Origin of the sequence: Pyxidicoccus fallax, assembly GCF_012933655.1 — a bacterium.
GTDB lineage: Bacteria > Myxococcota > Myxococcia > Myxococcales > Myxococcaceae > Myxococcus > Myxococcus fallax.
The window spans coordinates 57290-74912 of the sequence record NZ_JABBJJ010000006.1 but is presented as its reverse complement, the minus strand read 5'-3'; the positions used below and the strand labels follow the sequence as shown (position 1 = coordinate 74912).

Annotated in this window: 17 protein-coding genes; 7 read left to right on the top strand and 10 right to left on the bottom strand. The window is 70.9% G+C overall.

The window, feature by feature from the left end; genetic code table 11:
* Positions 1-145 precede the first annotated feature (145 nt).
* From mutS to HG543_RS02265, 4 genes are all read left to right on the top strand, one after another.
* Positions 146-2911 carry a DNA mismatch repair protein MutS gene (mutS, locus tag HG543_RS02280; RefSeq protein WP_169342974.1) on the top strand — a complete coding sequence of 922 codons (2766 nt, stop codon included), beginning with the start codon at positions 146-148 and terminating at the stop codon, positions 2909-2911.
* A 104-nt stretch (positions 2912-3015) separates the two neighbouring features.
* The gene (locus tag HG543_RS02275) at positions 3016-4050 is read left to right on the top strand and encodes a DUF3616 domain-containing protein (RefSeq protein ID WP_246356694.1); all 1035 of its coding nucleotides are present in this window, start codon (positions 3016-3018) and stop codon (positions 4048-4050) included.
* Positions 4051-4119: 69 nt separating this feature from the next.
* Positions 4120-4884: a DUF3592 domain-containing protein gene (locus HG543_RS02270; protein WP_169342972.1), complete on the top strand. Its 765-nt coding sequence runs from the start codon at positions 4120-4122 to the stop codon at positions 4882-4884.
* 85 nt (positions 4885-4969) lie between these two features.
* Positions 4970-6769, top strand: coding sequence for an N-acetylmuramoyl-L-alanine amidase (locus HG543_RS02265; RefSeq protein ID WP_169342971.1), 1800 nt, complete (start codon positions 4970-4972; stop codon positions 6767-6769).
* 15 nt (positions 6770-6784) lie between these two features.
* Here the strand turns inward: HG543_RS02265 and HG543_RS02260 are convergent, their stop codons facing one another.
* Positions 6785-8092 carry a sigma-70 family RNA polymerase sigma factor gene (locus HG543_RS02260; protein ID WP_169342970.1) on the bottom strand — a complete coding sequence of 436 codons (1308 nt, stop codon included), beginning with the start codon at positions 8090-8092 and terminating at the stop codon, positions 6785-6787.
* 57 nt (positions 8093-8149) lie between these two features.
* The gene (locus tag HG543_RS02255; protein WP_169342969.1) at positions 8150-8581 is read right to left on the bottom strand and encodes a YciI family protein; all 432 of its coding nucleotides are present in this window, start codon (positions 8579-8581) and stop codon (positions 8150-8152) included.
* Positions 8582-8735: 154 nt separating this feature from the next.
* Here HG543_RS02255 and HG543_RS02250 point away from each other — a divergent pair, with 154 nt between their 5' ends.
* Complete coding sequence (locus HG543_RS02250) at positions 8736-9938, top strand: serine hydrolase domain-containing protein (RefSeq protein WP_169342968.1); 1203 nt, start codon at positions 8736-8738, stop codon at positions 9936-9938.
* A gap of 29 nt (positions 9939-9967) precedes the next feature.
* On the opposite strand, the gene HG543_RS02245 is transcribed toward HG543_RS02250, so the two are convergent.
* The gene (locus tag HG543_RS02245; protein WP_169342967.1) at positions 9968-11008 is read right to left on the bottom strand and encodes a pirin family protein; all 1041 of its coding nucleotides are present in this window, start codon (positions 11006-11008) and stop codon (positions 9968-9970) included.
* A gap of 223 nt (positions 11009-11231) precedes the next feature.
* Here HG543_RS02245 and HG543_RS02240 point away from each other — a divergent pair, with 223 nt between their 5' ends.
* Positions 11232-11840 (top strand): hypothetical protein, encoded by a 609-nt coding sequence (locus tag HG543_RS02240; RefSeq protein WP_169342966.1) that lies wholly within the window; start codon positions 11232-11234, stop codon positions 11838-11840.
* Here the strand turns inward: HG543_RS02240 and HG543_RS02235 are convergent.
* The 3 genes from HG543_RS02235 to HG543_RS02225 all read right to left on the bottom strand — a co-directional run bounded on the left by HG543_RS02235 (position 11830) and on the right by HG543_RS02225 (position 14003).
* A complete protein-coding gene (locus HG543_RS02235; RefSeq protein ID WP_169342965.1) occupies positions 11830-12558 on the bottom strand; it encodes a DUF8817 family protein in 729 nt (242 codons plus the stop codon). The two genes, HG543_RS02240 and HG543_RS02235, sit on opposite strands and share 11 nt — an antisense overlap.
* Positions 12548-13039, bottom strand: coding sequence for a MarR family winged helix-turn-helix transcriptional regulator (locus tag HG543_RS02230; protein WP_169342964.1), 492 nt, complete (start codon positions 13037-13039; stop codon positions 12548-12550). The genes HG543_RS02235 and HG543_RS02230 overlap by 11 nt, the downstream gene beginning before the upstream one ends.
* A gap of 67 nt (positions 13040-13106) precedes the next feature.
* Positions 13107-14003 (bottom strand): LysR substrate-binding domain-containing protein, encoded by an 897-nt coding sequence (locus tag HG543_RS02225; protein WP_169342963.1) that lies wholly within the window; start codon positions 14001-14003, stop codon positions 13107-13109.
* A gap of 123 nt (positions 14004-14126) precedes the next feature.
* Between HG543_RS02225 and HG543_RS02220 the strand changes: the two genes are divergently transcribed.
* Positions 14127-15011 (top strand): DMT family transporter, encoded by an 885-nt coding sequence (locus tag HG543_RS02220; RefSeq protein WP_169342962.1) that lies wholly within the window; start codon positions 14127-14129, stop codon positions 15009-15011.
* Between the two features lie 402 nt (positions 15012-15413).
* On the opposite strand, the gene HG543_RS56145 is transcribed toward HG543_RS02220, so the two are convergent.
* The 4 genes from HG543_RS56145 to HG543_RS02205 form a co-directional block, all read right to left on the bottom strand.
* Positions 15414-15539: a hypothetical protein gene (locus HG543_RS56145; RefSeq protein ID WP_281404352.1), complete on the bottom strand. Its 126-nt coding sequence runs from the start codon at positions 15537-15539 to the stop codon at positions 15414-15416.
* A 332-nt stretch (positions 15540-15871) separates the two neighbouring features.
* Entirely contained in the window at positions 15872-16228 is a 357-nt protein-coding gene (locus HG543_RS02215; protein ID WP_169342961.1) for a YciI family protein, read from the bottom strand.
* Positions 16229-16315: 87 nt separating this feature from the next.
* Positions 16316-16798 (bottom strand): anthrone oxygenase family protein, encoded by a 483-nt coding sequence (locus tag HG543_RS02210; RefSeq protein ID WP_169342960.1) that lies wholly within the window; start codon positions 16796-16798, stop codon positions 16316-16318.
* A 7-nt stretch (positions 16799-16805) separates the two neighbouring features.
* On the bottom strand, positions 16806-17459 hold the full coding sequence (locus tag HG543_RS02205; protein WP_169342959.1) for an NAD(P)-dependent oxidoreductase: 654 nt from the start codon (positions 17457-17459) through the stop codon (positions 16806-16808).
* Positions 17460-17623: the final 164 nt, after the last annotated feature.

Here is a 17623-nt window from a genome sequence, read left to right as displayed (position 1 = left end):
CACGTCCTGGCGGGCGGGCGCACCCGTTTTCGGATGCCCCTGGCTGGCGAAGTGTCGGGGTGTCGGAGGTGGGTGCTAAGGGAACGCGGCAGGTAGGGTGGCGCGTTCATTGATCCGCAGGTCGGGTCGTGAGAGAAGGGCAGGGATGGCCGTGACGCAGCAGGCGAAGGCAACGAAGGCAGCGGTGGACCCCTCCGGTGACGTGACTCAGGACGTCGGCCCGGGGCCGGGCGAGGGAGCGGGCGCGCGGGAGATCGCCTCCCTGACACCGATGATGCGGCAGTACCTGGAGCTGAAGGCCCTCCACCCGGACTCGGTGCTCTTCTTCCGGCTGGGGGACTTCTACGAGATGTTCTTCGAGGACGCCGTCAAGGCCTCGGAGCTCCTGCAAATCACCCTCACCGCCCGGGCCAAGGGCGCGGACAAGGTGCCCATGTGCGGGGTGCCGTACCACTCGGCCCGCCGCTACATCGCCCGCCTCATCGGAGAGGGCCTGAAGGTGGCCATCTGCGAGCAGGTGGAGGAGCCCGGCAGCGGGCCCGGCATCGTCCGCCGCGAGGTGACGCGGGTGATTACGCCCGGCATGGTGCTGGACGAGGAGGTGCTGGAGCCGCAGGCCAGCAACTTCCTCGCCGCCGTGTGCTGGAGCGAGCGGGGCTGGGGCGCGGCGCTCCTGGAGGCGTCCACCGGCGAGTTCCTCGCGCTCGAGGCCGCCACCGTGGCGGAGCTGGCCGAGTCACTCTCGCGCGTGGAGCCCCGGGAGCTGCTGGTGCCCGTGGGGCAGCGAAACTCGGCGGAAATCGCCCAGCTGTGCGGCCGGCTGTCGCGCACGCCGGCGGTGGCGGAGGGTGAAGCGGCGGCCTTCGAGCCCACGCGGGCGGCGGGCTACCTGCGCAGCCACTTCTCGGTGCAGTCGCTGTCCGCCTTCGGGCTGGACGACGCGCCCCTGGCCACCGGGGCGGCGGGCGCGGCGCTGCGCTACCTCAAGGACACGCAGAAGACGGCCGCGGCGCACGTGGACCGGCTGAGCCGCCAGGAGCGCGCCGGCAACCTGCTCATGGACGAGTCCTCCCGGGCCAACCTGGAGGTGCTGCGCTCCCAGCGGGACGGCGGGCGCAAGGGCTCGCTGCTGGGCGTGCTGGACCGGACGGTGACGAGCCTGGGCGCGCGCAAGCTGGCGCGCTGGCTGGCCGCCCCCCTGGGCTCGCTGCCGGAAGTCCACGCGCGCCTGGACTCGGTGGAGGAGCTGTCCGCGCGCAGCGTGTGGCGCGAGGAGCTGGCCACCCTCCTCAAGGAGGTGGGCGACCTGGAGCGGCTGTGCGGCCGGCTGTCGCTGGGCGCGGGCAACGCGAGGGACTTGCGCGCCCTGGGCCTGTCGCTGGCGCAGCTTCCCCGGGTGGGGGCGGCGCTGGCGCGGTGCCAGTCCGCGCTGCTCCAGTCGCTGGCGGGGCCCCTGGGGGCGCTGCCGGAGCTGGCGGAGCTGCTGCTGCGGGCGGTGGCGGACGAGCCGCCGGTGACGCTGAAGGAAGGCGGGATGATTCGCTCCGGCTACCACGCGGAGCTGGACAAGCTGGTGGCGCTGTCCACGTCCGGCAAGGACGTGCTCCTGCAGGTTGAGCAGCGGGAGAAGGAGCGCACGGGCATCTCCTCGCTGAAGGTCCGCTACAACAAGGTCTTCGGGTACTACCTGGAGGTGACGAAGGCGAACCTGCACCTGGTGCCCTCGGACTACATCCGCAAGCAGACCACGGTGGGCGCGGAGCGCTTCGTCACGCCGGAGCTGAAGGAGTACGAGGAGCAGGTGCTCACCGCCGAGGAGCGGCGGTGCGTGCTGGAGCTGCAGCTCTTCGAGGAGCTGCGGGCGAAGGTGGTGGCGGAGGCGCCGCGCATCCGCTCGGCGGCGGAGGCGGTGGCGGCGGCGGACGCGCTGCTGTCCTTCGCGCGCTGCGCGGCGGAGTACGGCTACACGCGGCCGGAGGTGGACGCGTCGGAGGTGCTGTCCATCACCGCCGGGCGGCACCCGGTGGTGGAGCGCATGCTGGGGGCGGGGGAGTCCTTCGTCCCCAACGACGTGCGCATGGACCCGGAGGACGCGCAGCTCCTGGTGATTACCGGCCCCAACATGGCCGGCAAGAGCACGGTGATGCGGCAGGTGGCGCTGACGGCGCTGATGGCGCAGGCCGGCTCGTTCGTCCCGGCCAAGTCGGCGCGCATCGGCCTGTGCGACCGCATCTTCACGCGCGTGGGCGCCGCGGACAACCTGGCGCGCGGGCAGTCCACCTTCATGGTGGAGATGACGGAGACGAGCCACATCCTCCACCACGCCACGCGCAAGAGCCTCATCATCCTGGACGAGATTGGTCGCGGCACGTCCACGTTCGACGGGCTCTCCATCGCCTGGGCGGTGGCGGAGCACCTGCACGACAAGGTGGGGGCGCGCGCGCTGTTCGCCACGCACTACCACGAGCTGGTGGACCTGGCGCGCGAGCGGCCGAAGGTGAAGAACCTGTGCATCGCCGTGAAGGAGCAGGGCGGCAAGGTCATCTTCCTGCGCAAGCTGGTGCCGGGCGGGGCGAGCCGCTCGTACGGCATCGAGGTGGCGAAGCTGGCGGGCCTGCCGCCCGAGGTGGTGGCGCGGGCGCGGGAGCTCCTGCAGAACCTGGAGTCGGGCGAGCTGGACGACGCGGGCCGGCCCCGGGTGGCGGTGCGGCAGCCGGCGCGCAAGGGCGCTTCCACCGGGCAGCTCGGGCTCTTCGTGGCGGAGCCGGCGCCCACGCTGCAGCCCTCCGGGCCGTCGCTGTCTCCCGCGCAGCAGAAGGTGATGGACACGCTGAAGGCCATCACCATCGACCGGATGACACCGCTGGACGCGCTCAACCTGCTGGCCCGGCTGCAGCGGGAGCTGGAGTAGACGGGGGCAGGCGGGCTCTCAGCGGGCTTCCGCCTGTCGCTCGGATGACAGTCCGTCTCGCGCCACTCCCCGAAGCGGGGTGTCGTGCCAATGAATGTCGGTCCATGAGGCTGGCATTCATCTGTGTGGGAGTCCTGGCCACGGGCTGCGCCGCCCGTGGCGTGCCCGAGCAACAACCTGTGGCCGCTCCGGTGAGCACCGCGAGCACCGTCCAGGGCCGCGCGCCCATCGTCTTCGAGGGAATGTGTGACGCCTCCGGGGCGGTGGCGCTCGGCGGCGAGAAGTTCGTGGTGGGCGACGACGAGGACAACATCCTCCGCGTCTACGACGCGAAGCGGGGTGGAGTGCCGGTGCAGAGCGTGGACCTGTCACCGGACCTGGAGCTGCCCATCAAGAAGAAGGCGCCGGAGACGGACATCGAAGCGGCCACGCAACTGGAGTCGCTGTCCTTCTGGCTGACGTCGCACGGCCGCAACAGCTCCGGCAAGAAGCAGCCGAGCCGCCTGCGCTTCTTCGCCACGCAGGAGACGGATGCCGGCCCGAAGCTGGTGGGCCGCGCGTACACGCACCTGCTGGATGACCTCCTGGCGGATCCGCGGCTGGCCCGGTTCTCCCTGGCCCAGGCCGAGGCGCTGCCGCCGAAGGCCCCCGGCGGGTTGAACATCGAGGGCATGACGGCGATGGCGGATGGCCACTCGCTCATCATCGGCTTCCGCAGTCCGGTGCCCGAGGGGAAGGCGCTGGTGGTGCCCATCCTGAATCCGAAGGAGATGGTGCGCGACGGCGAGCGGGCCCGCCTGGGCGAGCCGAAGCTGTTGGACCTGGGCGGCCTGGGCATCCGCTCCCTGTCGTGGTGGCGCGGGCGCTACCTCATCATCAGCGGCGGCACCGCGAGCGAGGCCACCTCGCGCCTCTTCACGTGGCGCGGCGGGGATGACGCCCCAGTCGAGGTCCGCGACGTGGACCTCACCGGGCTCAACCCCGAGGCCTTCTTCACGCCGGAGACGGCGGAGGAAATCCTCCTCCTCAGTGACGACGGCTCCCTCCCGCTCGACGGCGTCGAGTGCAAGAAGCTGAAGGACCCGAGCCGCAAGCGCTTCCGCGGCGTGTGGGTCCGGCTCCCGCCCGAGCAGACCTGAGCCGGGCGGGCCGGCCGGCGGAGACGGGGACGCGGTGGGGACGCGCGGGTGGAGTAGGCTGCGGGCCGCATGCAGCTCGCCATTCCCCATGCGCCCCGGAAGGTGCGACTCGCGCAGGTGCCCGGCGCGGTAGGGCGCCTCGTGCGGGGCGCGGTGCTGGGCCTCGCCGTCATCGCGCTCCTCGGCGCGGGCGCCGCCTGGGCCGGGCGCTTCTTCGTGGAGGAGCAGTCCTTCACCGCGCGCGCCGAAGAGGTGGAGGGACTGGTGGTGGCCTCGCGGCTGCCGCCCCCGGACGCCCGTGACGGCGCGGAGGGCTCGCTCGAGGTCCTCTACACCTTCAACTCCGTGGACCACTCGGTGTCCGGCGTGACGACCTTCGCGGAGTACGCGGAGGGGCTGGGGCGCGGCGCGCGGGTGAAGCTGCTCGTGGACCCCCTGCGTCCGGACCGTCCCCGCGAGGCGGGCTTCGCGCGGGCGCGGGCCTCGCGCGTGGGCTTGCTGCCGTGGGGCCTGGGCCTGGGCGTGCTCCTGGCGCTCGGCCTCTTCGCGTGGGAGGTCCGTCGGCTGTGGCGCGCGGAGGTGGAGCCGCTGCGGCTGGGCGCGCTGGTGTGGCTGACGCCCGACGGGCCGCTGCCGGAGACGCGGCGCGAGGTGGTGTTTCCCGCGCACTACTTCCGGCAGGACGTGAAGCACGCGGTGCGCGCGCGGGTGCGCCCCGGCAGGGCGCCCGTGCGCAACGGCGACAAGGTGCTGGCGGCCGTCGTGCCCCGCCAACCCGGCTGGGCGCGCGTCATCGACCAGGACCTCGTGAAGACGCTGGGTTGGGTGCGCTGACGGGAGACGGAGGGGGCCGAAAATTTGCCGGTGACATGGGGCCGTGTGACACACGCCTGTAGCTCCCAGTCCGCCGGAGGAATCCATGCGCCTCGCTCTCGTCCTGCCCCTGCTGCTGCTGCTCGCCCCGAGCACGGTGGGAGCGGCGAAGCGGAACGAGGCCGAGGAGGCCTACCAGGGCGCGCGGCGCGCGTACTACGCGCTCAAGGACGACGCGGCCCGGCGCAAGCTGCGTCACCACTGGCTCAACGTCGTCCGCAAGTTCGAGGCGGTGGCCAGTCACCACCCGAAGTCGGCCCGTGCCCCGGACGCCCTCTTCACCGCGGCGGAGCTGCTCCAGGAGCTGAGCCGCGTCTCCTTCGTGGAGGAGGACCTCAAGGCGGCCATCGCCCACTACAACAAGCTGCTGAGCGCGCACCCCCGGCACAAGCTGGCGGATGACGCCGCGCTGGCGCTCGCGCGCATCCAGGTGAACCGGTTGGACCAGCCGGACGCCGCGCGCCGCACCCTCACGGAGGCGCTCGCCGCGCATTCCAAGGGGGACCAGGCGCGCAACATGAAGGAACTGCTGGCCACGCTGCCCGCTCCCAAGAGCGCGCCGGCGCAGAAGCCCGCGCCCGCGTCGAAGGCCACCGCCGTGGCCCAGGCCGAGCGCCCCAACTCCTCGCTGGTGGATGCCATCGAGAAGCTCGCGCGCGAGCCCTCGCCGATGATTCCCCGCCTGGACCCGAACGCGCCCGCGCGCGCCCGCGCCGAGCCCGAGGCGCAGGAGAAGGGGCTCGACGCCGCGGTGGCGGCCGCCCTGGCCGCGAAGGAGGCGAAGACGCCCGAGTCGAAGCGCCCGTCGGACGAAGAGGCCGCGGCCCGCGACGCGAAGTCCCCGGGTGACGAGCCCGCCGCCGTGGCCGCCGCGCCGAAGAAGCCCGCCGACGTGGAGCCCGCCCGCGAGCCGAAGCCGGCCGACGTGAAGCCCGAGGCCCCCAAGTCCCCGGCCACGGACGTGGCGGTGGCGGCGGCGGAGAAGTCCGAGCCGAAGACGAAGGCCGCCGAGGCGCCGTTCGAAATCACCGTCGCCGCGCCCGAGCCGCCGAAGCCCATCACCCGTCCGGTGGACGACCGGGTGGCGCAGGCGCGGCTGAAGGCGGTGGCGAAGCAGTCGAAGAGCGCGGAGCTGACCCTGGCGGAGCAGCTCGGGCTGAAGGTCCGCCGCGTCATCATCGACCCTGGCCACGGCGGCCACGACACGGGCGCCATCGGCAAGGGGGGCACGCGCGAGAAGGACGTGGCCCTGACCGTGTCGAAGAAGCTCGCGGAGCAGCTGCGCGAGAAGGGCCTGGAGGTGGTGCTGACGCGTGACGATGACCGGTTCATCCGCCTGGAGGACCGCGCGAAGTTCGCCAACGCCGAGCACGGCGACCTGTTCATCTCCGTCCACTGCAACGCGGCGGCGAGCCGGAAGCTGCGCGGCGTGGAGACGTACACGCTGAACACGTCGGCGGACCGCTACTCCATCCGCCTGGCGGCGCGGGAGAACGCGTCGTCGGAGAAGGGCATCAGCGACCTGCAGTTCATCCTCGCGGACCTGGCGACGAAGGCGAACACCGAGGAGTCCTCGCGGCTGGCCAACCAGGTGCAGCGCGCCCTGGTGACGGGCCTGTCGCGCAAGTACTCGGGCATCAAGGACCTGGGCCACAAGGAGGCGCTGTTCTACGTGCTGCTGGGCGTGAAGATGCCGGCCATCCTCGTGGAGACGTCCTTCCTCTCCAACCCCGAGGAGGAGGAGCGTCTGGCCTCGGGCGAGTACCAGGCCGAGCTCGCGAAGGCGATTGCCCACGGCGTCGAGGAGTTCATCGGCGACCGCCGCCGCGTGGCGAAGGTGGACTGAAGCGCGGGCGCCCCTTCAGTTCCGCCGGTTGCGGGACCTGGGAGGCTTCACCTCGGGCGCCACGTCGCCACACGCCGCGGCGCGCCCGAGCAGCAGCTCCTTCTCGCGGGCATTGCGCGTGAGTGACGCCGCGCGCTCGAACTCCGCGCGCGCCTCGCCGAGGCGGCCCAGCTTGAAGAGGAAGTCCCCGCGCACGCTCGGCAGCAGGTGGTAGCCCTCCAGCGAGGGCTCCGACATCAGCGCGTCGACGATTTCCAGTCCCTCCGCCGGGCCGTGTGCCATGGCGACGGCCACCGCGCGATTGAGCTCGACGACGGGGGAGGGGGCGACGCGGGCCAGCACGCCGTAGAGCTCCGCGATGCGCTCCCAGTCCGTCTCCTCCGCCGTGCGCGCCCGCGCGTGACACGCGGCGATGGCGGCCTGCAGCACGTACGGGCCGGGCGCTCCGCCCAGCTTCAGGGCGCGCTCCAGGGCCACGAGCCCGCGGCGGATGAGGAGCTGGTCCCACAGCGCGCGGTTCTGCTCCAGCAGCAGGATGGGTGCGCCGGACGGGCTCACCCGCGCCCGCGCGCGTGACGCTTGAATCTCCATGAGGGCGACGAGTCCGTGCACCTCCGGCTCCCGGGGCGTGAGCTCGGCGAGGATGCGGCCCAGCCGGAGCGCGTCCTGGCACAGCTCGGGCCGCATCCAGTCGTCACCGGCGGTGGCCGAGTAGCCCTCGTTGAAGATGAGGTAGATGACCTGCAGCACCGACGACAGGCGCTCGGCGAGCTCGGGCCCGCGCGGCACCTCGTAGGGGACCTTCGCCTCGGCGAGGGTGCGCTTGGCGCGGACGATGCGCTGGGCGACGGTGGGCTCGGGGACGAGGTACGCGCGGGCAATCTCCTCGGTCGTCAGGCCACCGAGCAGGCGCAGCGTGAGCGCGACGCGGGCATCGGTCGACAGCACGGGGTGGCAGGCCGTGAAGATGAGGCGCAGGAGGTCGTCGCCGACGTCGTCATCCATCATGGCGTCGAGGTCCGGCATGGCCGCCTCCTGCTTGGCCTCCATCTCGTGGCCAATCTCCTCGTGTTTGCGCTCGACCTGCTTGCCCCGGCGCATGTGGTCGATGGCCCGGTGCTTCGCGGTGGCCATGAGCCACGCGCCGGGGTTGTCCGGGACGCCCGCCTTGGGCCATTTCTCCAATGCGACGACGAGCGCGTCCTGGGCCAGCTCCTCCGCCAGGCCCACGTCGCGCACCATGCGCGCGAGGCCCGCGATGAGCCGGGGCGATTCGATTCTCCACACTGCCTGGATTGCTCGATGCGTATCGGAAGCCGTCACGGCTTTCGACTAGTGCATCTGCCCCCGCCGGTGCAAGGCGCGGAGCGGCCCGCCTGTTCAATTGAGTCGCGACTCGGTGAGGGCGCGAAGCTCCTGCTCCTTCTTCATGATCTCGCCCGAGGGGTCGCTCGCCGCGAAGTCCTCCGGGGAGAAGACCTGGCGGATTTCAATCTCCGACTCTCCGCCGTCGGGGTTCGGCACGCGCTTGACCCACTCGATGGCCTCTTCCTTCGACTTCACCTCCCACAGCCAGAAGCCGGCGATGAGTTCCTTCGTCTCCGCGAAGGGGCCGTCGATGACGGTGCGCTTGTTGCCGGAGAACCGGACGCGCGCGCCCTTCGCGCTGGGGTGGAGCCCTTCGCCGGCGAGCAGGATGCCGGCCCTCACCAGCTCCTCGTTGAACTTCGTCATCTCGGTGAGGAGCTTCTCGCTCGGCATGACGCCGGCCTCGGAGTCCGGGTTGGCCTTGATCAAGATCATGAAGCGCATGGTCGGGTCCTTTCGGGTGGCGAGGCCGTGTGCCGGCCTTCATTTCCACGTCGATTCAGCCCCCGCCAATTCGACATGAATTACGAACCCATTTCCCTGGGAGGGCCACGCGGCCGGAATCCCAGGGGAATCGAGCGCGAGAGGTGAACAGGTGATGAGTGCTGCAAATCTGTCCAGGGTGCGGCTTGGCCGCATGCACGACGTCATGGCCCGCTATGTCGAGCGCGGTGAGTTTCCCGGGCTCGTCACGCTGGTCAGCCGGCGGGGCGAGGTGCACGTGGACGCGCTGGGCACGCAGGCGATGGGCGGCGCTCCCATGCGGCGCGACACGCTCTTCCGAATCACTTCCATGACCAAGCCCATCACCGCGGTGGCGGCGATGATTCTGGTGGAGGAATGCCGGTTGCGCTTGGACGAGCCGGTGGAGCGGCTGCTGCCCGAGCTGGCGGACCGGAAGGTCCTGAAGCGGCTCGACGGACCGCTCGACGACACCGAGCCCGCGCGGCGGTCCATCACCGTGCGCGACGTGCTCACGTTCCGATGGGGCTTCGGGATGATCATGGAGCCGTCGAGCACATACCCCATCCAGCAGGCCATGAACGCGCAGCGGCTCGGCATCGGACCGCCGACGCCGGCCACGCCCCATTCACCGGACGAGTGGCTGCGCCGGTTCGCCACGCTGCCGCTCATGTACCAGCCCGGCGAGAGATGGATGTACGACACGGGCGCGCAGCTGCTGGGCGTGCTGATTGCCCGTGCGTCGGGCCAGTCACTGGAGGCGTTCCTGCGCGAGCGCATCTTCGAGCCGCTCGGCATGAAGGACACGGGCTTCAGCGTGCCGGCGGAGAAGCGCGAGCGACTGTCGAGCTGCTACGCGTTCGACCCGGGCACTGGGGCGTTGAAGCTCGAGGATGGAGTGGACGGGCAGTGGAGCCGCCCGCCCGCGTTTCCGAACGGAGCGAACGGGCTGGTGTCCACCGCTGACGACTTCCTCGCCTTCGGCCAGATGCTGCTGAACGGAGGGAAGCTCGGGCGCGAGCGCATCCTGTCGCGGCCCTCGGTGGAGCTCATGACCACGGATCAGCTCACGCCCGAGCAGAAGGCCGTCTCGGGCTTCTTCCCGGGCTTCTGGGACAACCAGGGCTGGGGATTCGGCCTGTCGATGGTGACCCGCCGCGACGGCGTGGCGGCGGTCCCCGGGCGCTTCGGCTGGGATGGTGGCTTCGGCACGCTCTGGTACTCGGACCCGAAGGAGGAACTCGTCGCCATCCTCATGACGCAGCGCCTGATGTTCCCGGAGTTCTCGTCGGCGTTCCTCGACTTCGGGACGCTCGTGTACCAGGCCATCGACGACTGAGCGGGCGCGGGGCGGGCGGCGGGCCCGGCTCAGGCAGGCCGTTCGATGCGGCCGTCGGCGTGACGCGCGAAGCGTCCCTCTTCGCGCGGGTGGACGGGGTCGTCGCTCTGCCACGGCCACCCGCCGAAGCCGGTGCGCTGGTAGTCCGCGAAGGCCTGCTGGATCTCCTGCCGCGAGTTCATGACGAACGGGCCGTACTGCACGACGGGCTCGCCAATGGGCTTGCCCTGCAGCATCAGCAGCTCCGCCGCGTCCGGCCCGTTCTCCAGCTCCGTCGCCACGTCGGCGCGCAGCTCGATGGAGTGGGACGCCGGGATGGCGACGCCGCCGATGCGCAGCCCGGAGCCCTGGAAGAAGTACAACATGCGGTTCGTGCCACGCGCCGCCGCGGGCAGCGTCCAGCGCGCGCCGGGCGCCATCTTGACGGTCCAGATGGCCACGTCCGCCTCCTCTCGCGCGGCCCAGGACTTCGGCGGGGGAGGGGGAGCCTTCACGTCGCCCAGCCGGCCCGCGACGACGGTGACCTCGGTGGCGCGGCCCGCCTCGTCCTTCGCGACGTGCCGGGGGATGACGTGGTCCCAGAGCATGGAGAAGTGCGGCTTCGCGAGCTTGTCCACGCGGGGCAGGTTGAGCCAGATCTGGAACAGCTCGACAGGGTTCGGCTTGTCGCTCTGGAGCAGGGGGAACATCTCCGAGTGCAAGAGCCCGCTGCCCGCGGTGATCCACTGCACGTCACCGCCGCCGAAGCGCGCCGCCGCGCCGAGCGAGTCCGAGTGGTCGAGCAGCCCGTTGCGCACGATGGTCACCGTCTCGAAGCCCCGGTGCGGGTGCTGCGGGAAGCCGGGGACGACGGTGCCGTGGTACATGTTCCAGCCGTCCCGGCCGTCGAAGTCCTGGCCCAGGTTGCGGCCCGCCAGCGACGCGACCGGTCCCATCCGCTCGTTGCCCGCCGGGTAGCGGTCGTTGTGGTGCACGCAGAAGAGGAACGGATCCGGCGTCCGCCACGGCATGCCCCTCAGGGGGGCGGCATTGATGATGGCGCTCGGCTGCTTGCTCTCCTGCTGACTCATCCCTCGCTCCTCTGGTTTCCCGGACCCTCGCGAGCACGCGGTGACCGTCGAGGCTCCCGCCGCCGCAATCACCTTCAGCGCTGCTCTCCGGCTCACTGCGTCGTCCAACGTCCACCTCGCGATTGATTCCGGTGGGAGTCATTAATCCCCCGGACCTCTGTTTCGCAACGGCGGTGCTAGCGTCCCGCCCGGGGGCGCACCCAGGCGCCTCGGATGGGGGACCATGGACGCTCGCACGTATCAGAGGAAGGGCCTGGCCGGTCTTACGGCCCTGCTGCTCGCCACGCTTCCCTCCGCGGGGTGTCGCCGATCCTCGACCGCCGAGGAGGAGCCCGGACCGGACGACACGGCCAGGGCCTCCGCGTCGGCGCCGCCCTACACCGTCGCGCCGTTCCGCGGGTTCCACTTCGACCAGGGGGACTGGGCGGCCTACGTGGTCCTGGAGCCCGCGGACGTGAGCGATTTGAAGGGAGCCCTGCCGCGCGGCTGCCTCGTCCTGAAGGACCGCGCCGTCCTCGAGGAGCTCAAGCATCTGGCGTTCAAGCCGCCGTCCGGAGCGGACATGGCGACGGTCCAGAGCGCGCTCCTCTTCGTTCTCGACGGGCAGGTGGTCTACGAGTCGAACCTCCTCCTGACTCCGCACCGGGACGGGCTCCAGACCCTGGGGTTCGGTTGGATCGAACCCGAGAAGCCCGGCACGCTGATGGGGCTCGTGAAGCGGTTCGAGCCCCTCCCGGAGTCCGAGCCGCTCCCGCTGGCCATGGCGACCTTCACGCCGTGGTGCACCGGCAAGCACCGACCACGTCCCCAGCCCGAGACGCTCAGGCCTTGAAGTCCTGCTTCCCGAGCGCGCGCTCCAGGTCGTCCGCCGCCCGCAGCTCGTCACGCAGGTCGGCGCGGACCTCGTCGGGAAGGGGCAGGGCCTGAAGCTCGGCGCGCAGGGCCCTGGCGCGCTCCACTTCTCCCAGGGCCACGGCCAGCTCGGCGCGGGCGGCGAGCGCCCGGGCGCGCTCGACAGGGTCCGACGGCTCGTCCCGCGCGAGCGCCGCGTCGAGGACCTTCGCCGCCGCGGCGTCGTCCGTCTTGAGGTCCCGCAGGCGGGCGGCGGCCGCGAGTGCCTTCGCCAGCGGGGAGCCGGCGCGGGGTGCGTCGTCCTCCTCCTTGGCTCCAGCCTCCAGCCGCTTCACGAAGATGAGGGAGTTTCCGGACAGGTCCACCAGGGTGAAGCGGCCCTGGCCCGGCTTCATCCGAGTGATGCGGGGGATGCCGGCGACGGGGAGCTTGCCGAGCGTCCGCCGCAGGGCCTCGGAGAGCGCCTCGTGCAGGGGGGCGACCTCGGGGACCACGATGAGGCAGCTGCTGTGGGCCGATGCCGGGTTCAGGCCCGGGAGTCCGTAGAAGTGCAGCTCGAAGCCCCCGCGGCGCACCACCGAGTACGGGTTCGGCCGGGTCTGCCGGTAGGTCATCTCGAAGCCGAGGGCCCGGTAGAAGTCGAGTGTCTCGTCCATCGAGACACAGGGCAGCATGGGAATCGTCGTCTCACCCGTCATGGGGACCTCCGGTTCGCGCGTCGTGGGCCGATGCGGAGGCGTGTGCCTCCAGGCGCTCGCGGACCTGGCGCAGGCCACTCACCGCGGCCCGCAGGTTCTTCAGGTCCACCTCCGTGCCTAGCGCGTTCGCCCACGCCGCGTGGCGCGCCTCGACCTTCCGGAGCGCCTCGCGTCCCCGGGGTGTCAACGCGATGAGCTTCGCGCGGCGGTGATGCGGGTTGGGGAGGTACTCGACGAAGCCATCGCGCTCCAGCGCGTCGGCGGTCTGCTGCACGCTCTGCCGCGTCAGGCCCATGATGCGGGCCACGTTCGCGACGGGCGCGGGCTCGTGGTCCACCACGCCGAGCACCTGCCACCTCGCGCTGCTCAGGCCCACGGGCTCGCTCAGCTGGTCGCCCGCCTCGAGCGCGAGCCCGTTGACGCGGAACACCTCCAGCACCAGCTCGGTGAACAGCTCCCCCGCCGCCGTTGGCTTGTTCATGGACAGGGATCTGCCATCATGACAGGTTACTGTCAATTGGGCGCTGCCCGGGGCCGTGGGCCCGGCGCTACACCGGGGCGGGCGCCTCCGGCTGCTTCATCACCCAGTCGATGAAGGCCCGTGCGGCCGGCCGCAGCCGCTGGTGGGCCGGGTAGACCACGTAGTAGCTGGGGCGCGCGGGCATGGCGGGCCCGGGCAGGCGCACGAGGCGTCCGTCGGCGAGGTACGGCGTGATGATCTTGTCGCGTCCGAGCGCCGCGCCCAGGCCATGCACCGCGGCCTTCACCGCGTCGGTGGTGTCGCTGAAGTTGTACCGCTCATCGGGCGGGGCTCCGCGCACGCCCGCGGCGCGGAACCAGTCCGGCCAGCCATGGTGGGCGAGGTCCGCGACCAGCGGCAGCTTCGCGACATCGGCCGCCTCGCGGACGTCCCGGAAGCCCGGCAGCGTGGGCGCGGCCACGGGGAAGATCGTTTCCGACATCAGGTGGAGCGCCGTCAGTCCGGGCCAATGGCCGTCGCCGTAGCGGATGCCGAGGTCGGGGCCGCCCTCGTCGAACCGGGTGAGCGCCGCCGCCGTGTCCACGTGGATGCGGATGTGGGGATGCGCGGCGGCGAACCGCGGCAGGCGCGGCAGCAGCCAGGTGTACGTCAGCGAGTGCAGGGTGGTGATGCGCACGCGGTTCTTCTCGTCGCGTGAGGTGCTCAGCCCGCGCAGCACGTCGTCCACGGAGGACATCGCGCTGCCGGCCGTGTCTGCGAGCAGCCGGCCCTCGGCCGTTAGCGACACGCCGCGCGCATGGCGCTGGAACAGGGCGACGCCCAGCAGCGACTCCAGCCTGCGCACATGGTGGCTGACCGCGCTGGCGGTCAGGTGCAGCTCCTCCGCGGCGCGAGCGAAGTTCTGGTGGCGGGCGGCGGACTCGAAGGCCGCCAGGGCGGGGAGCCATTCGGCGCGAGATGTCATGAGGAGCCTCAAATCATACTTGTGGCTGGCCAGAAAAGGATGCGCTTGTGAGTAAACGCCCAGGGACGAATATACGGGGCAGACAAGAGCAAGGTTGGTGTCACCGCCATGAATGCCTCTCCGATGACCCGTTCCGTTTCTTCTCCCTCCCTCCCCACCGCGTGGCTCACCCCGCTGGAGCTGGGCGTGCTGGGCGCCATCTGGGGCGCATCGTTCATGTTCATGCGCGTGTCCGCGAAGGACTTCGGCGCGCTGCCGCTGGTGGAGTTGCGGCTCGCGCTGGGGGCGCTGGTGCTGATGCCATTCCTGTGGCGGGCGAGGGCGTCCCTGCGGCCGGCGCTCTGGCCGAAGCTGGCGCTGATTGGCGCCATCAACTCGGCGGTGCCGTTCGCGCTGTTCGCCTGGGCCGCGCAACGGGCACCGGCCGGCATCGGCGCCATCTCCAACAGCATGTCGGTGCTGTTCACCGCGCTGGTGGCCTTCCTCTTCTACAAGGAGCGCATCGGCTCTCGGCGCGCGGTGGCGATATTCGCGGGCTTCGTGGGCGTGGTCATCCTCGCCAGCGGCAAGATGGCGGGGGCCAGCATCGGCGAGGCCGCCGCGGCGGGAACGACGGCCGCATTCCTGTACGGCATCGGCTCGAACCTGGTGCGGCGTCAGCTCAACGGCCTGCCGGCCGGCGCGGTCGCCGCGGCCACGCTGTCCTGCGCGGCGCTGCTGATGCTGCCGTTCGCGGTGGCCACCTGGCCGTCCCAGCCCATTCCGGCGGTGTCCTGGCTGGCGGCGGGGATGCTCGGCGTGCTGTGCACGGGCCTCGCGTACGTCCTCTTCTACCGGCTCATCCAGCGCATCGGCGCGGCTCGGGCCTCCACCGTCACCTACGTGGTCCCCCTGTTCGGCGTGGCCTGGGCCTGGCTGCTGCTCGGGGAGCCGATGACGCCCACCATGCTCGTCGCGGGCACGCTCATCCTCGGCAGCGTGGGGTTGAGCCAGCGAAAGGCGGGGTAGGAGTCACTGCAAAAAGGGCGGTCCGCCTCTCACTCACCGCCGGCACGCCACCCCTCGAAGGCTTCCCAGCCTTCAGGAGGCACCGGGATCCCCAGCGCGTCCAAGCACTCGCGAGCCTGGGCGTTCCATCCGGGTTCCATGAGGTTACCGGGGGAATCGCCTGACAGGGCCTCGGAAAGCGTCTGCACCTTGGGGGCTGCTGACCGGAAGCGCTCCGCATCTGGGCTCCCCCACGCCTTCGCGCAGAAAGTTGCGAGCGCCGCCATGCGGGACCGGAGCGCTGTAAGCAGTTCCGCAGGCGGGGCTTGCATGCACCACCTTGCGTAGAGACGAGGTGCGGCCAGCACGGTCAGGAGGTTGAGCGCCTCAGCCACCAAGGCAGCTTCCTGCTCCCACGAAACCTCAGCCACAGAAGGGTCCCAGGCGCGCATTGAGGGGCAGCGTGTTGAACAGCAGCGCCTTCCCTGTCACGGTGTCGCCATTCATGCACGTGTAGACTGCCCATCCCTTGATGGCGAGGTTCTCCATGCCCTCAATGAAGCAGTAGGGACACTTTCCTTCGCCACAGCTCGAAACGAAGCACGCAGTGCTTCCGCATGTGACGGTCGCGGGCCATCCACGCTTGATGCATCCGGGGGCCTTCGTATGGGGAGGCTCCGCATGAGCTGTCGGCAGTTGCAAGGCTCCGAGCAGGCCGATTCCCATCAGCAGTCTCGGTAACACCTTTCTCTCCTGACGCAGCACACCAGCCTCCTTCGCTCAAGCGAGCATCAGGAGACTACCCCACGAGGGGTATTCTGGGCTTGACGTCACCCGCATGATGCGCGGCGGGCCGTCCACCCGCCGCGCGAACGGCACGCTCAGTCGTCGAAGCAGGGCCCCACGCCGCGCACCTCGATGGTGGCCCACTCGGCGGCGGGACACTGCTGGGCGATGGTGACGGCTTCCTCCTTCGTCTTGCAGTCCAGGAGGAAGAAGCCCCCAATCATCTCCTTGGCCTCGGTGAACGGGCCGTCGCTGATGTTGCGCTTGCCGTTGCGCACCTCGACCCGGACCCCCTTTGTGTCCGACTGGAGCGACTCCACCGCCAGCAGGAGCCCGCGGGACTTGAGGTCCTCTCCGAAGCGCACCATCCGCTCGAAGACGTGCTCTCCCTCCTCGCGGGTGCGGGTCCGTCGCTGCCCTCGGGGCTCCATGATCATCAGCATGTACGGCATGTGTCGGCTCCTCTCTGGGCGCGCAGACTAACCCAGCCCTTCCTGCCCCGGTGTGTCGTTCTTCCGACATGTAACTGTGCAGGTAGGTCACACCCGCAGCCCGAACAGGAACGACACCAGGGCCCCGAGCGCCGCGACCATGCGGACATGGTTCCACGCGGTCCAACCCGAGACGTAGCGCGTCCACTGCGCCGCGGCATCGACGTGGGCCGGGTCCACGGCCGCCAGCGCACTGTTCCGGGGGACGTTGAACGCGGCCGTCACAACCACGACGCCGAACACGTACAGCACGCTGCCCAGCAGCACGTACCGCGCGCTCGGCGCTTCCCAGGCGCGCAGCGCGAAGACCGCCGCGACGACCGACACCACGGCCGTGCCGAAGAACACCGTCATGAAGGCCGGCGTCAGCGCCACGACGTTGATGGACTGCATGGCGCGGATGCCCTCCGCGGGCGGAAGGCGGGCGAGCGCCTTCATCACCATCGCGGAGAACGCGAAGAAGACACCGGCCATGAGGCCGGAGCCGAGGGCCGCCAGCAGCGGCCACGCGAGGGGTTGACCGTGGGGCATGGGACGCTCACGCGGCGGACAGGGCCACCGACCTGCCAATGTACCGCGCGCTCTCCGCCGCCTCGACGAGGAAGCGGCCAACGCTCCGGCGGGAGACACTCATCCCCCGGGCTTCCCCGACGGGCGACGGGAAGACCTCCTCCTTCGCGTCGTCCGTCAGCCCAACGGGCTGCGCGAGCACCCAGTCGAGGCCGCTCTCGCGCACCTCGCGCTCCTGACGCTCGGTGTCGCGGATCTGCGGCTGGAGGAGCAGCGCGAAGATCAGCTTCCACGACAGCGGCAGCCGGCCCTTCGTCTCGCCCACGCCATAGGTGGTCTGCACCACCAGCTTGCGGACGCCGTGCTTGCGCATGGCGGCGATGACGTTTCGCGTCCCCGCCGAGCGCACGTCCAGCGGCGTGCCCGCGCTGCCGCGCAGCCGGACGAGCAGGGCGTTCTCCGTGATGCCCAGCGTGACGATGACCGCGTCCTGTCCCTGGACGGCCCGCTCCACGTCGCCGGGCTTCATCGCGTCCCCCTGGAAGACCTTCAGGCGCTCCGCCGTGACGCCGAGCGCCTCCGGCCTCCGGGCGAAGGCCGTCACCTCGTGCCCCGCGGACAGCAGCGCGTTCACCGTGGCCCGACCGGAACCTCCCGTTGCACCCACCACCAGGACTCTCATGACCGCTCCCTTTCGGCCCCATGTCCCGCTTCCGTCCGTCGGAAGGGCGTGGGGCCGCTTTCACACGTCCAAGATGGCTTCCTGGGGCTGGACTCTCAATGACCGGACGTCGCTCATTCATGCTCATTCGTCCAGGATGCCTGGACGGACCGGGTGGGCCGTGG

Bases quoted from the DNA above. Each gene is read 5' to 3' on its own strand.
- mutS (WP_169342974.1), top strand. From the start codon at position 146: ATGGCCGTGACGCAGCAGGCGAAGGCAACGAAGGCAGCGGTGGACCCC.
- HG543_RS02275 (WP_246356694.1), top strand. From the start codon at position 3,016: ATGAGGCTGGCATTCATCTGTGTGGGAGTCCTGGCCACGGGCTGCGCC.
- HG543_RS02270 (WP_169342972.1), top strand. From the start codon at position 4,120: ATGCAGCTCGCCATTCCCCATGCGCCCCGGAAGGTGCGACTCGCGCAG.
- HG543_RS02265 (WP_169342971.1), top strand. From the start codon at position 4,970: ATGCGCCTCGCTCTCGTCCTGCCCCTGCTGCTGCTGCTCGCCCCGAGC.
- HG543_RS02255 (WP_169342969.1), bottom strand. From the start codon at position 8,581: ATGCGCTTCATGATCTTGATCAAGGCCAACCCGGACTCCGAGGCCGGC.
- HG543_RS02250 (WP_169342968.1), top strand. From the start codon at position 8,736: ATGAGTGCTGCAAATCTGTCCAGGGTGCGGCTTGGCCGCATGCACGAC.
- HG543_RS02245 (WP_169342967.1), bottom strand. From the start codon at position 11,008: ATGAGTCAGCAGGAGAGCAAGCAGCCGAGCGCCATCATCAATGCCGCC.
- HG543_RS02240 (WP_169342966.1), top strand. From the start codon at position 11,232: ATGGACGCTCGCACGTATCAGAGGAAGGGCCTGGCCGGTCTTACGGCC.
- HG543_RS02235 (WP_169342965.1), bottom strand. From the start codon at position 12,558: ATGACGGGTGAGACGACGATTCCCATGCTGCCCTGTGTCTCGATGGAC.
- HG543_RS02230 (WP_169342964.1), bottom strand. From the start codon at position 13,039: ATGAACAAGCCAACGGCGGCGGGGGAGCTGTTCACCGAGCTGGTGCTG.
- HG543_RS02225 (WP_169342963.1), bottom strand. From the start codon at position 14,003: ATGACATCTCGCGCCGAATGGCTCCCCGCCCTGGCGGCCTTCGAGTCC.
- HG543_RS02220 (WP_169342962.1), top strand. From the start codon at position 14,127: ATGACCCGTTCCGTTTCTTCTCCCTCCCTCCCCACCGCGTGGCTCACC.
- HG543_RS56145 (WP_281404352.1), bottom strand. From the start codon at position 15,539: ATGGAGAACCTCGCCATCAAGGGATGGGCAGTCTACACGTGCATGAAT.
- HG543_RS02215 (WP_169342961.1), bottom strand. From the start codon at position 16,228: ATGCCGTACATGCTGATGATCATGGAGCCCCGAGGGCAGCGACGGACC.
- HG543_RS02210 (WP_169342960.1), bottom strand. From the start codon at position 16,798: ATGCCCCACGGTCAACCCCTCGCGTGGCCGCTGCTGGCGGCCCTCGGC.
- HG543_RS02205 (WP_169342959.1), bottom strand. From the start codon at position 17,459: ATGAGAGTCCTGGTGGTGGGTGCAACGGGAGGTTCCGGTCGGGCCACG.